General features: G+C 43.5%; 10 protein-coding genes. 7 read left to right on the forward strand and 3 right to left on the reverse strand.

The features are described from left to right. The first annotated feature begins 632 nt into the window (after nucleotides 1-632). The 4 genes from thrS to rnr all read left to right on the forward strand — a co-directional run bounded on the left by thrS (nucleotide 633) and on the right by rnr (nucleotide 7,127). Nucleotides 633-2,567 carry a threonine--tRNA ligase gene (gene thrS / locus ACTQ9T_RS06080; RefSeq protein ID WP_440464468.1) on the forward strand — a complete coding sequence of 645 codons (1,935 nt, stop codon included), beginning with the start codon at nucleotides 633-635 and terminating at the stop codon, nucleotides 2,565-2,567. 23 nt (nucleotides 2,568-2,590) lie between these two features. Then, a complete protein-coding gene (gene infC / locus ACTQ9T_RS06085) occupies nucleotides 2,591-3,094 on the forward strand; it encodes a translation initiation factor IF-3 (RefSeq protein WP_010197324.1) in 504 nt (167 codons plus the stop codon). 381 nt (nucleotides 3,095-3,475) lie between these two features. After that, on the forward strand, nucleotides 3,476-4,720 hold the full coding sequence (locus ACTQ9T_RS06090; protein WP_440464469.1) for a toxic anion resistance protein: 1,245 nt from the start codon (nucleotides 3,476-3,478) through the stop codon (nucleotides 4,718-4,720). 139 nt (nucleotides 4,721-4,859) lie between these two features. Then, complete coding sequence (gene rnr / locus ACTQ9T_RS06095) at nucleotides 4,860-7,127, forward strand: ribonuclease R (protein WP_440464470.1); 2,268 nt, start codon at nucleotides 4,860-4,862, stop codon at nucleotides 7,125-7,127. 89 nt (nucleotides 7,128-7,216) lie between these two features. On the opposite strand, the gene ACTQ9T_RS06100 is transcribed toward rnr, so the two are convergent. The 3 genes from ACTQ9T_RS06100 to hisA all read right to left on the reverse strand — a co-directional run bounded on the left by ACTQ9T_RS06100 (nucleotide 7,217) and on the right by hisA (nucleotide 10,064). After that, entirely contained in the window at nucleotides 7,217-7,516 is a 300-nt protein-coding gene (locus ACTQ9T_RS06100; protein WP_440464471.1) for a hypothetical protein, read from the reverse strand. A gap of 85 nt (nucleotides 7,517-7,601) precedes the next feature. Then, complete coding sequence (locus ACTQ9T_RS06105) at nucleotides 7,602-9,248, reverse strand: mechanosensitive ion channel domain-containing protein (protein ID WP_440464472.1); 1,647 nt, start codon at nucleotides 9,246-9,248, stop codon at nucleotides 7,602-7,604. A 75-nt stretch (nucleotides 9,249-9,323) separates the two neighbouring features. Continuing rightward, the gene (hisA, locus tag ACTQ9T_RS06110) at nucleotides 9,324-10,064 is read right to left on the reverse strand and encodes a 1-(5-phosphoribosyl)-5-[(5-phosphoribosylamino)methylideneamino]imidazole-4-carboxamide isomerase (RefSeq protein WP_440464473.1); all 741 of its coding nucleotides are present in this window, start codon (nucleotides 10,062-10,064) and stop codon (nucleotides 9,324-9,326) included. Between the two features lie 938 nt (nucleotides 10,065-11,002). Between hisA and ACTQ9T_RS06115 the strand changes: the two genes are divergently transcribed. Genes ACTQ9T_RS06115 through ACTQ9T_RS06125 form a run of 3 tightly spaced genes read left to right on the forward strand, consistent with a single transcriptional unit; the run spans nucleotide 11,003 to nucleotide 14,491 of the window. After that, on the forward strand, nucleotides 11,003-12,355 hold the full coding sequence (locus ACTQ9T_RS06115) for a Na(+)-translocating NADH-quinone reductase subunit A (protein ID WP_010197304.1): 1,353 nt from the start codon (nucleotides 11,003-11,005) through the stop codon (nucleotides 12,353-12,355). A gap of 5 nt (nucleotides 12,356-12,360) precedes the next feature. Then, complete coding sequence (locus ACTQ9T_RS06120; RefSeq protein WP_010197303.1) at nucleotides 12,361-13,596, forward strand: NADH:ubiquinone reductase (Na(+)-transporting) subunit B; 1,236 nt, start codon at nucleotides 12,361-12,363, stop codon at nucleotides 13,594-13,596. After that, the gene (locus tag ACTQ9T_RS06125; protein ID WP_440464474.1) at nucleotides 13,577-14,491 is read left to right on the forward strand and encodes a Na(+)-translocating NADH-quinone reductase subunit C; all 915 of its coding nucleotides are present in this window, start codon (nucleotides 13,577-13,579) and stop codon (nucleotides 14,489-14,491) included. Before ACTQ9T_RS06120 ends, ACTQ9T_RS06125 begins: the two co-directional genes overlap by 20 nt. Nucleotide 14,492 lies beyond the last annotated feature (1 nt).

Below are 14,492 nucleotides of genomic sequence, written 5' to 3' on the forward strand. Positions count from 1 at the left end.
TTACACACTAGTTACTTCCAGCTCGTCTTGATGAGGGCGTATTATAGACGCTTTAAATTCTGTGTCAACCATTTTACTGAAGGTTTTTAAATTAATTTTGCGATACCTATAATACTTTATATATTTCAATTATTTAGCTAAAAATTATTAAAAGTTGAAGTTAGATTCTAAACATAGTCTTTGGCGTTTAGCTCCTGTCTATTATAGATAAGCTAAGCCTACTTATAAATAAGCTCAGTCTGCCCCTCAAAAACTGTGAATCATTTTATTACGCTATGAAATATACAGTTCATCTGTAGCTACGGATCACCCCTATATTCATCACTCTTGATATTGATCACAGCGCACCTATATATAGAAGCTGACCTAATCCCTTGCTATCTAGTGTTTATAGACGGTTTTTGCTATAATAGCCGCTTTTATAACATTGCTTAAGAGCAGTTCTGCTTAACCTTAATATAGAAGGCAGCTTGTTTTCTATTATCGTGACGCGATTATATGTCTGCGCTTTTAAGTAATGCCTATCTCTTACAACATATCACAGTGGTTGGATATAATTGACGCAGTCTTACGGTTACATGATTGATTGTTGCAATCATCACTGCCAACGGACGCAAAAAGGTGAATAGATTATGGTAGCGATTACTTTACCCGATGGTAGCGTAAAACAGTTTGAAGGCAACACGACTGTCATGGAAGTGGCGCAAAGTATTGGTGCAGGACTTGCCAAAGCGACGGTTGCGGGACGTGTAGATGGTCAGTTGGTTGATGCCTCTGATCCAATTACCCGTGATGCCAAGGTGGAAATCGTTACCCCGAAAGATGCTGATGGTGTCGATATCATTCGTCACTCGGCGGCCCATCTATTAGGGCACGCAGTCAAGCAGCTCTATCCTGATGTAAAAATGGTCATCGGTCCAGTAATCGAAGACGGCTTTTATTATGACATCTATAGTGAGACGCCATTCACACCTGAGAATATGGAAGCCATAGAAAAACGTATGGTGCAGTTGATAAAGCAGGACTATGACGTCATAAAGAAGATAACGCCACGTGCTGAAGTGATTGAGATTTTTGAAGAGCGCGGCGAAGATTATAAGCTCAAGCTGATTAATGATATGCCCGGTGAAGAAGCTTTCGGTCTATATCATCATCAAGAATACGTCGATATGTGCCGTGGCCCTCACGTGCCAAACACACGATTCCTAAAAGTATTTAAATTGACGAAAATGTCTGGTGCTTATTGGCGCGGTGATGCTAAGAATGAGCAGCTGCAACGTATCTATGGTACAGCATGGGCGGATAAGAAAGATCTAAAAGCGTATATCCAGCGTATTGAAGAAGCTGAAAAACGTGACCATCGTAAGATTGGTAAAGCGCTTAATTTGTTTCATATGCAAGAGCAAGCACCCGGCATGGTGTTCTGGCATGCCAATGGCTGGACGATCTATCAAGTACTTGAGCAATATATGCGCAAAGTACAATACGATAATGGCTACGAAGAAATCAAAACGCCACAAATTGTTGATCGTAGCTTGTGGGAGCGTTCTGGACATTGGGGCAACTATGCAACCAATATGTTTACAACCTCAAGTGAAAACCGTGATTATGCGGTAAAACCGATGAACTGCCCTTGCCACGTACAAGTCTTTAATCAGGGTCTCAAATCTTACCGTGACTTGCCTTTACGTATGGCAGAGTTTGGCTCATGTCACCGCAACGAGCCTTCAGGCTCATTGCATGGTTTGATGCGTGTTCGTGGCTTTACTCAAGATGACGCGCATATCTTCTGTACGCAAGCGCAGATTCAGCAAGAAGTCGCTGATTTCATTAAGCTAACGCTTGCAGTCTATGAAGATTTCGGCTTCGATAACATTATTATGAAACTCTCGACACGTCCTGAAAAACGCGTCGGTAGCGATGAGTCTTGGGACTTTGCAGAAAAAGCTTTGGCCGATGCACTTGATAATTCAGGGCTTGATTGGGATTATCTGCCAGGTGAAGGTGCGTTTTATGGTCCGAAGATTGAATTCAGTCTAAAAGACTCGTTAGGTCGCGTGTGGCAGTGCGGTACCATTCAGGTTGATCCGAATATGCCAGAGCGTCTCGATGCGGAATTTGTTAACGAGCAAAATGAGCGCGAAGTACCTATTATGCTACACCGTGCAATCTTGGGTTCGTTCGAGCGTTTTATCGGTATCTTGATTGAAAACTATGCGGGTTGGATGCCAGTATGGTTGGCACCACAGCAAGTAGTCGTCATGAATATAACCGATAAACAAGGCGAAGCTTGTGAAAACGTGGTCAGTGAACTAAAAAATGCAGGTTTGCGCGCTATTAGTGACTTGCGTAACGAAAAGATTGGATTTAAGATACGAGAGAAAACATTAGAACGTATTCCCTATATGCTAGTATTAGGGGATAAAGAAGTCGAATCGGGCAGTGTTAATGTCCGTACTCGCGAAGGTGAAAACCTTGGCGTGATGAGCGTTCCTGAATTTATTGCATTAGTACAGACAGCTGTCGCTGAGAAAGGCCGACAGAACCCAAAAACAGATGAGGAGTAATACCTATTAAACAGTCCAACCGTTTGAACATCAACGAAGATATCAGTGCCAAAGAAGTCCGTCTGGTCAAAGAAGACGGTGAACAAATGGGCGTGGTCGATATCGACACCGCGATGAAAGCGGCACGTGAAGACAGTCTAGATTTGGTTGAATTGGTTCCTGAAGCTAAGCCGCCAGTATGTAAAATCATGGATTATAAGCATTTCCTCTATGATCAAAAGCAAAAGGCAAAAGAAGCTAAGAAAAACCAAAAGCAGACTCAGCTCAAAGAGATGAAGCTACGTCCAAGTACCGAAGAAGCCGATTATCAGGTAAAACTGAGAAAAATCGTTAGCTTCTTGGAAGATCAAGACAAAGTTAAAATTAGCATCCGTTTCCGCGGACGTGAAATGGCGCACCAAGATATTGGTCGCAAACAACTTGATCGTATCATTGAAGATACCGCTGATATCTCAAACGTCGAGCAGTACCCTAAGATGGAAGGTCGTCAAATGGGTATGCTGCTTGGACCAACTAAGAAAAAGTAATCTATTCGTTAGATGACTGTTAGTGGTGGCTGTGAGTTGACATAGTTGTAAGTCGACGTAGATATTTATAATCTTAACCATCAATATGCTGCGGGATATTGGTGGTTTTTTACTATTTAACCTTACAAATAATAGTGTCATAGACGGTTCCATAGATATATTAAACTGACCGTGATTTACAAAATCTGTCTTCTCAGTCTTTTAATTACAAGGTAGTCTAAAGGTCTAAGGTAGTCTAAAGGTCTGTTGTATATCCATTTCTTCCTATGCAAAAAACCCTGTGCAAATAAAAATTATTAAATGTATAAAGATACCGTGTACCACGACTATTGACGTTATTGGCCAAAAACACTGCCTCTCTCAGATATTATAGGAAACTTCATGCAAGAATTGACCCCACCCGAAAACGCCTCTACGCCAAGTATCTCTCTAACACCACCTGAACCGGTCAAAGAAATACAAAAAAGTGAAGCTGATCAGATGGTCAAGTTGGATGAAAACCAAATCCCAGAACTTGATGCCAAGGTCGATGCGTTCGTCGATCATGTACTGAATAACTCTGTACGTAGCGCTGAGTTTCAACAAAACGTGCAATCTATTCATAATTTGGGCAATAAAGAAATCCGCGAATCAGCACAAATATCCAATCGTATGTTAGCGTTGCCTGCGAAAAGCCTCAATGACAGCTTGTTCGATAACTCCCCTATTGCAAAATCATTGACTGAGTTACGCGGTATTGTCGAAGATTTGGATCCGAGCAAAAAAGAGCTGACCAGCTCGCGCAAGCTGTTTGGTCTCATTCCATTTGGCAATAAAGTACAAGATTACTTCCGCCAATATGAATCAGCACAATCACATATTAACGCGGTGGTCACCAGTCTATATAATGGTAAAGATGAACTGCTTAAAGACAATGCAATGATTGAGCAAGAAAAAATCAATATGTGGGAGCTGATGCAATCTATTCGCCAGTATGTCTACGTCGGCAAAAAAATCGATGAGCAACTAGAGCAAAAAGTCTATGCAATCGAAGCAACTGATCCTGAAAAAGCTCGTATTATTAAAGAAGAGATGCTGTTTTATGTACGTCAAAAAAATACGGACTTTTTAACCCAGTTGGCGGTTAATGTCCAAGGCTATCTGGCGCTTGATACCATTCGTAGAAACAATCTAGAGTTGATTAAAGGCGTAGATCGAGCAACCACAACCACCGTATCTGCGCTACGGACGGCCGTCGTCGTTGCACAAGCGATGACCAATCAGAAACTAGTACTTGATCAAATTACTGCTTTAAACAAAACAACAAGCAGTTTAATTGAGTCAACCTCAGCCATGCTCAAACGCCAGTCTGGTGAAATTCATGAGCAAGCAACCAGTAGCACTATTGAGCTTGATAAACTACAAAATGCCTTTAATAATGTCTATGATACGATGGATATGATCAGTAATTACAAAATTGAAGCGCTAGAAAATATGAAGCAGACGGTCAATACCTTGACCACTGAAGTCGATAAAGCACAAAAATATTTGGATAAGTCTAATCAAACGACAGTATTAGAAGTATCGAAAGAGATAGACAGTAATAAGATAACCAATAAATCAAGTACAGTCGATATCGACATTTGATTTTTTGATAGTTGTTGCCGATTAAAGATGACAACTTCCTGCTACCGAATACACTTAAGACAATTGACGCAAGATATTGCCATGTCGTTCGTGTTAAGATAGCCATTATTAATAATTTTAAAAATAGATACGGTAATTTATGAGTTGGAACGATCCAAACGCCTCAAGTGAGGCAAAAAAATATGACAATCCCATTCCTAGTCGTGAGCTGATACTCGGCACGATTAATGAGCATGGCGAAGTCACGCATCAACAATTGGCAAAAGCCTTTAATATTGATGATCCTGATCAGTTTGACGCTTTAGGCAATCGCCTCAAAGCAATGGCACGCGATGGACAAGTAAACCGCGAAGGTCGTCCTTATCGCTACCGCACAGTGACCAAGCAAGATATCGTAACGGGTACAGTATCTGCGCATCCAAAAGGTTTTGGTTTCGTGTTACTAAGCGACATGCCTGACCTATTCTTGCATGAAAAACAAATGCGCTGGGTCTTTAATGGCGATACCGTTGAAGCGGTTGGTACCTCAACAGATAACCGTGGTCGTACCGAAGGGCGTATCGTCGATGTCGTCGAACGTCGTCAAAATAATTTCATCGGTACGCTTGCGCGTGATGAAGATGGCTACTGTGTCGAGCTTGGCAGTCCCAATAACCATCAGCCGATTACAGTGACTGAAGAAAATGTGCAAGCTCTCGAAGTTAAGCAAGGCGCACCAGTCAAAGTAGATATTATCGACTGGCCAAATCAGCATGAGTTTGCTACAGGTAAAATCACTGAAGTCTTATCTGATGATAACGATCGTGAATTAATCATCGAGACTACCCTGCTCAACTACGACATTCCGTCTGATTTTAGTGAAGCGACGCTTAAACAGGCCAACGACTATAAAGAGCCGACTGAAAAAGATATAAAAGGTCGTACAGACTTGCGTGATTTACCTCTCATTACCATCGATGGTGAAGATGCGCGTGACTTTGATGATGCGGTATTCGCTGAAAAGCGCTCTGGTGGTAACTACCGTGTCTTGGTAGCGATTGCTGATGTGAGTCATTACGTCACCCCAAACTCGCCGCTTGATCAAGATGCTTACGAGCGTGGGACGTCAGTATATTTCCCACATCGTGTGATCCCGATGCTTCCTGAAGTATTGTCTAACGGTCTATGCTCATTGAACCCAGACCTTGATCGTTTGTGTATGGTTGCTGATATCAAGATATCTCGTGCAGGCAAGGTCACCGGTTATGATTTTTATCCTGGAGTGATTCATTCACAAGCACGCTTGACTTATAACCAAGTGAATGCCTATCTTGAGAATCCAAAAGATCCTAGTATCCCTGATTCATTAACAGGCAATAAAGCAGTCAAAAAATCTGTCGATACCCTGCATCAATTGTATGAGCTACTACTGCAAAAGCGTGAAGAGCGTCATGCAATGGAGTTTGAAACGGTTGAAACTTATATCAAGTTCAATGAAAAAGGTGGTATCGCAGCCATCTTGCCGCGTACTCGTGGTGATGCACATAAGCTTATTGAAGAGTGTATGCTGCTCGCCAATACCTGTGCTGCCAATTTTGCGCTAAAAAATGAGCTACCGGTCTTATATCGTAACCATGATAAACCTGATGGCGAAAAATCGTTACGTGTCCATGAATATGCGAAAAACTTTGGTTTAAGCTTCCCAGAAGAAAACCCAACGCAAGCGGATTACCAGCGGATTATCGAAGCCACCAAAGAGAGACCCGATGCGATTAGTATCCATAGCATGCTATTGCGCTCAATGATGCAAGCGAATTATTCGCCTGACAATATTGGTCACTTTGGTTTGGCTTATGACGAGTATAGCCACTTTACCTCGCCGATTCGCCGTTATCCTGACCTCATGCTGCATCGCGCGATTAAAGCAAAAGTAACTAAAAGTCAGCAGCCAGTGATGGACTTCTCTTTAGAAGGTGCTGGCACACAGACTTCAGATACTGAACGCCGTGCTGAAAAAGCATCGCGCTACGTAGAGTCTTGGCTCAAGTGTCACTATATGAAAGATCACGTCGGTGAAGAGTTCGACGGTGTGGTAACGACGGTTACTAGCTTCGGTTTATTTGTGACCTTAACTGACCTATATATCGACGGCTTGGTTCATATCTCTAATGTCGGCGATGACTTCTTTGTCTATGATGAGCAACAACAGCAACTCATTGGTAAAGATAAAGGTACGTTATTTGGCTTGGGCGATTTGGTCAAAGTAAAAGTAGCTGGGGTCAATATGGATCTGCTACAAATCGACTTTGATCTTAAAGCGAAGCTGCAATCTAGCGAGATGAATCAAACGAAAAAAGATCAGCCAAAGAAGAGCCCCGCTAGAAAAAGCAGTAGCCGAAACAATAAAGGCGCAAGCCAAAAAACCTAACTCTCAATAAAAACTGAACGTAATAAAAAAGGCTAAAGTTTATCTTTAGCCTTTTTTTTGTGCGCGATGAATAAGTGATAACTGGTCAACTACTGCGCGTCGCTCATCTGCTCTACGCGCTCTTGATTGACCTGCTCTGCTTGCTCTATTTGGGCAGTGGCATTATCAAGAATGGCTTTAGGCTGCTGCCCAAGAGGCTGGCTTGCGATATCGGTGTTGGTGTTCACGGTATCTTCAGAGCTGATAGCAGTAGCCGGTGATGTGGTAGTGGTGGTGCTACTGGTCGCCGCCGCTATCCGACTCTCATGGCGATTGCTGTTAAACATATTGAAACCAATTAAGAGAACAATACCAGCTAGGGCGAATATAATCAGATGCTTCATTTGCATAAAAATGTCTCGTATATTTTATATGATAACTGTCTTATACGTTTCACTGCATTTTTTATGCCTAGTTTTGAGGTTGCTTAGATATTTACTCTTGCGGACTATTATTACTCAACAAATCGGTCTCATCTGAACTTTCAGCAATTTCTTGTTCGACTTTTTCCATTAACTTTTCGTCAGGACGGGCGCTCAACACCTCTTCAGCATTACGTCCTTGTAGGATATATTTAGCGCGGGCTTTGGCTTGTTTTTTGTCTTTGTCATCAGCACTGCTATTATCGACTTTATTGATATCTATAGATTCTGGTGTCGTCGGTGTAATTGTCATATCAGCATTAGTCCCATTAGCTTGGTTAGAGCGGTTATTGCCTTGCAGATGTTCCAAGGCTTTTTCTAACTCATCATTAAAGCGTAGACGATAGATGGGTTCAGGGAGACTAAATCCTTCGTTTTCTAAGGCGTGCTTGGTTTCGCGTATAGCAATACTACGTGCCTTGGCAAAATCGGTTTCTGATTGATCCACCCAGATCTGAAACTCTAGAATAATATTGGAGTCACCAACATTGGTAATGACCGCAATGGCTTTGGGTTCATCTAAGACAAAATCCAGCTGACATATCGCATCGATACCAACTTTAATGGCCGCAAGCGGGTCGTCATTGGCATCGACACCCAACTCAAAGGTAAAGCGCCGTTCAGGGTTTTTGGTGTAATTTAGAATAGTGCCTTTAAAGACTTCGGCATTTGGGATACGTAGCTGATTGCCATCTAACGTCATTAAAATCGTCGCACGTGAGGTCAAACGCACCACAATGCCTTCTTGCCCGTTGATGACAATCTGATCACGAGCGCGAAACGGCTGACGAATACTCAGCATCAAAGAGGCGATGTAGTTTTCAATGGTATCTTTGACCGCAAAACCAACCGCGATACCGATGACTCCAGCACCGCCAAGTAGCGTGCCTAATATCGTCTCTGCCCCTATCAAACTCAGCGCCAAAATTAAACCAAAAATGATAAAGATTACTTTGACGGTTTGTGCCAACAGCTCAGCAACGAAAGGATTGGGCGTGAGCCGTTGCCACATTTTTTTTCGATTGGAGAACCAACTACCAAACCATGTGACCAATCCAAAGATAACAATGCCAACCAACAGTAAGGGCACGGCTTTGACTAGGTTTTTAACTTGCGTTCTAAGACCTTGGTAGACCGTCGTGACATTATCCTGAATATCCAGCGTTCGATTGATATTGTCCTCGACGGTGACTACATCCGTCAAACGATTGGTCAAATTAATGGCTTGTTGTGCCTTTTTTTCGTTGGGAGTTTCTCCTGCTAACGTCACAACGCCTTGAGTAACGCTGACACTGACCGCCTGCAGCCCTTCTATTTCAGAAAAAATACCGTTGATACGTTGACGAATGTCATTGTCTTTTAGAGGGGTAGGTGTGGTTTCGATTTGAGCATTGTTGGTACTCTCGCCACTAATCACGGGTGGATCGGCAGGAGGTGGCAAACTTTGTGAATCGGCTTCTACAGAGGTCTCGCCTTCTGTGGCAACAGGATTAGGCACTTCTTCTAGCGTACTCTCTATACCCAAGGCCGTCGTGACACTGGCTATATCTTCACCAGCAGCATAAGCGGGTAAAGTAAAAACGAGGCTTAGTATTAACAGCAGCTGACCCCATACCGTTAAAAACTTGCGTGTCATTAGGCGGTCAAGATAAGCGGCCATAAGCATCCTTTGCTGTCGTTACTGAGTTTTATTGCTCATTTTTATGACTGATTGTTATAAATAAGCTTTTACTGCTTATTTACGATCTAGATAAATCTGCGCCTCAGTTAAGCTTAGCGTACCTTCATATATAGCACGGCCAGTGATGATGCCTTCGATACAATCGCCATAAGGCTTTAATAGCTCAATATCTTTCATGTTAGTCACGCCGCCTGATGCAATCACTGGTAGGCCGCCTTCACGTGCTAGGTTGACAGTCTGCTCGACGTTGACGCCTTGCATCATACCATCGCGGGCAATATCAGTATAAACGATAGAGGAAACACCCACATCAGCAAAACGCTTGGCGAGCTCAGTTGCCTTGGTATCTGTGACATTTGCCCAACCATGGGTAGCAACCATACCGTCTTTGGCATCGATACCGACGATAATATGACCACCGAACTCGCGGCAAGCTTCAGCGACAAAATTAGGATCTTCAACGGCCTTTGTACCGATGATAATGTATGTCAGCCCTGCGGTAATATATTGCTCAATGGTATTCATATTGCGCACACCGCCACCCAATTGAATAGGCAGCTGCGGAAAAGCTTTGGCGATGTCGTTGACGACTTGCTTATGTACTGGCACCCCATCAAATGCGCCGTTCAAATCGACCAGATGTAAACGGCGCGCGCCCTCATTTACCCAACGTGCTGCTACAGCGACAGGGTCATCTGAAAACACCGTATCATCTTCCATACGGCCTTGTTTTAAGCGCACACATTTACCATCTTTTAAATCAATAGCGGGGATAATGACAGGGACAGCACACATATAGCATTCCTTATAAAACGTAATATTAAAAAATAAGAATAAACGGCAAAGTAAAACAATAAATCAGTTAAACAGTGATAAGCAAGCCTCATTCAACAAATGATCTGATAGAAATTGGCTCTCAAAATCGACTCACGATTATCTCAAAAACTTTATGATCGTGTAGTATGAATAAATAAAAATATCGATAACCATAACCATAAGTTTGAGCACTCGAAGGTACTAGCAACATTAGGTAAATTCAATTACTAACTGGCAATTTTAGGTCAATTTAGCGTATAATCCTAGGTAAATTTGTATTTGTTTCTAAGTGATAGTAACCATGTACTGTGCATTTTTATTCACTCATAAGTGAGCCAATGCTGCATGGCGGTCAGGATGAATCGAGCAACAGCCAATTGTGTTTGTAGATAATTGGCTGATATATTGTTGAACGGATGATATTAGAACTCTAAACAGGCAATCTGCGATAGGTTGATCTGCGCCATTACGCTCTAAATGACTATCTCGCTTGAATGATACTTTGCATTCATCGGTTATTTATTTGATTCACTCTTGTTTCTAAGCCCATCACTCTGGATGTACAAATTTTAAGATTTTAATAAATCGTATGGCAAAACTGTCTTTTTTAAAGCAATTACTTTTAGCAACCAGCTTTGACAATAGACTTTGATTGGATGATTTTGCCATACACCTTGGTAGCCAGTCGCCACTTTGGTAATTCGAATAAGACATTAACGTGTTGTTAAGGAGTCTAAGGTCAGCGTTAATACTCTTACTAGTAGTTATGATCCAGCGTTATATTTGAGCACTTTTTCTTCGCCTTGCTATGGGAAGAGATACATGAGGGCTTTATTAAATGACGCAGATGTTCATGCTACCGATATACCAAACAGGACGTCTGGTATCGTTTTAGACTATGGACTAAGTTTTCGCTTATGATTACCATCAAAAAAGGTTTGGATTTGCCCATCACTGGTGAACCCTCCCGCGAGATATCTGAGCACAGACCTGCCCATGTGGCACTCGTTGGCTATGATTATGTGGGTATGAAGCCCACAATGAATGTCAAAGAAGGTGACACCGTAGCAAAAGGTCAGCCCGTTTTTGAAGATAAAAAACGGGTTGGCGTTATCTATACGGCACCTGCTGCGGGTAAAGTTATCGCGATCAAACGCGGTGAGCGTCGTGTGTTCGAGAGTCTTGTCATTGCGGTCGATCCCAATGGTGAGGAAATAGACTTTCAGCGCTATGACTCCCAGCAACTGGCTGACCTAGACTCAGAAACCGTTGAAACCCAACTGCTCGCCTCTGGCGAATGGACGGCGTTTCGTACGCGTCCCTATAGCCGCGCTCCCGAAATCGGTGCTCGTCCGCATGCCATCTTTGTCACCGCGATGGATACCAATCCATTAGCGTTTGACCCGATGCTGCTGATTAATGAGCAACTGCAAGCATTCAATGACGGACTTGCGGTACTATCGACGCTCAGCCCAAAGACCTTTGTCTGCCATCATGGTGATGCCCAGTTGACGCCAGTTGCGAAAACCGCGGCTAATAATGTCACTGAGTATCATAGCTTTGCTGGCAAACATCCAGCAGGTCTGGCTGGCACACACATTCACTTCTTGCATCCAATCATGCGCGGCGTGAGCGTCTGGACGATTGGCTATCAAGACGTGATTGCGATTGGTAAATTATTTACCACCGGTCGCTTATATACACGTCGTATGCTTAGCTTAGCAGGCCCTGCGGTCAAAAATCCGCACCTAATCGCAACTGAACGTGGTGCTGATATCACAGCCTTGACGAAAGGTCAGCTGATCGATGGCGAGAACCGTATTATTTCAGGTTCAGTGCTGTCGGGTCGCCAGTCATTCTCGAATAGTGCCTATGTTGGTCGTTTCCATGACCAGATCAGCGTTTTACCTGAAGGTCATGAGCGTCCAGCGTTTCACTTCTTTAGTCCAGGTGCAAACCGTTTCTCAAAACTGCCTATCTATATTTCGCAGTTTTTTGGTGGCAAAAAGTATAACTTTACCACCACGAGTAACGGCTCACCGCGAGCGATGGTGCCTATCGGGGTTTACGAAGAGGTCATGCCACAAGACTATCTGCCAACGCAACTATTGCGCGCGTTAATCGTTGAAGACATTATCACGGCAGTAGACTTGGGCGTACTTGAATTGGACGAAGAAGATTTAGCATTATGCACCTTCGTTTCTCCTGGCAAATATGAATTCGGTGATATTTTGCGTGATAACTTGACGCGCATTGAACTGGAGGGCTAACCACGATGAAATTTTTACACAATATGTTCGATCGTATGGAGCCGTCTTTCACCAAAGGTGGCAAACATGAAAAATACTATGCCATCTTTGAGATGTTTGATACTTTTTTGCGTCAACCAAGCTCAACGGCATACGCGTCCTCACACGTGCGTGACGGTATTGATCTAAAACGCATTATGATTACCGTATGGCTATGTACGTTCCCAGCAATGTTTTGGGGTATGTACAACATCGGTCATCAAGCACTAACTGCTATCACTCAGCTTGGCTTACAACCTGAAGGCTGGCGTACCATCATTACCAGCATGGCAGGCTATAACCCAGACAGTATCTGGGCAAGTTTTGTCTATGGCGCGATGCAGTTTTTGCCAATCTACCTTGTGACCTTTGGTGTTGGTATTCTCTGTGAGATTATCTTTGCCGTAGTACGTGGCCATGAAGTCAATGAAGGCTTCTTTGTGACCTCGGTACTATTTGCACTATGTCTACCACCAGATATTCCTTTATGGCAAGTAGCCCTAGGTATTATCTTTGGTGTGGTAGTCGCAAAAGAAGTCTTTGGTGGTACGGGCAAAAACTTCTTGAACCCTGCCCTATCGGGTCGTGCGTTCCTATACTTTGCGTATCCTGCTTACATGTCAGGCGACTCAGTATGGACAGCGGTTGATGGCTTCTCAGGAGCGACACCACTTGGCCTAGCGGCACTTGGTGTAGTACCTCAGGATTTCGTCGATGTCTATGGTAATGCAATCACTTGGAGTGATGCGTTCTTAGGGAACATGCAAGGCAGTATCGGTGAAGTATCGACTTTAGCAATATTAATGGGTGCAGCAGTTCTACTATGGACGCGTATTGCCTCATGGCGCATCATGGCAGGTTGTGTGGTCGGTTTGATTGCTACGTCTCTTGTATTCAATATGATTGGCTCTAAAGACAATATGATGATGAGCTTGCCTTTTTACTGGCATCTAGTCATTGGTGGCTTTGCATTCGGTGCAGTCTTTATGGCGACCGATCCTGTCTCAGCTGCACATACTAATAAAGGCCGCTGGGCTTATGGTATTTTGATTGGTTTTATGACGGTATTGATTCGTGTCATCAACCCAGCTTTCCCAGAAGGCATCATGCTGGCCATTCTATTTGCCAACTTATTTGCTCCATTGTTTGATTATTTTGTGACTCAAGCAAACATCAAACGCCAAACCGCTCGGAGGGTTCGCTATGTCCAAGCCCAAAAGTAACAACGCGAAAACCATCAGCGTAGCGTTGACGCTATGTTTGGTGTGTTCCGTATTGGTCTCAGCAGTCGCGGTGGGTCTAAAACCAGCGCAAGTCGAAAATGCGCGCTTAGACCGCAACAAAAACATTTTAGTCGCAGCCGATATGTACGATGCTGAATCTGATACTGCTGACGACGTTGCTGAGCGATTCAAAGATTTTGAAGTAAAAATCATTGATTTGAATAAAGGCAATTATGTAGATGACGCCGCACTAAAAGCGGCAGGCATCCCTGATCGTAACGCTTATGACGCCAGCCAAGCCACCAAAAACAAAGCACTAAGCGATGACCTAGGTGATAACGATCCAGCCAGTATTGGTCGTAAACCTAAATACGCCAAAGTCTATGTCAAAAACGATGACGCGGGTAAGCCTGAGATGGTTGTACTGCCGATTCAAGGCTATGGCCTATGGGGTACGATTTATGGTTTCTTAACGCTCGAAAGTGACATGAATACCATCAAAGGTATCAGCTTTTATGAGCATAAAGAAACCCCAGGTCTTGGCGCTCGCATCGAAGAGCCGAAATGGCGCGCGATGTGGACTGGTATCCACTCATATGACGAAAACGGTGACGTGGCAACTGGCGTGACCAAAGCGGGCAATCCAAAAGATAACTGGGTTGATGGTATCAGCGGTGCGACGTTAACCAGTCGCGGTGTGAGCAACATGATTCAGTTTTGGTTGGGTGAGCAAGGTTATAAGCCTTACCTAGATTTGCTACGTAAACAGAACGGTAAAACGCTTGATAGCGTTGATGCCCAAGCGAGCCAGTCGATACAACCAGACAATAAGAGCGCTCAACCGACAACCGAACTGGCAGCGACCCTACCAGTAGCAAACGGCAAGGAGGCATAAC

Source organism: Psychrobacter sp. ASPA161_6, assembly GCF_051970285.1.
Classification (GTDB): domain Bacteria; phylum Pseudomonadota; class Gammaproteobacteria; order Pseudomonadales; family Moraxellaceae; genus Psychrobacter; species Psychrobacter glaciei.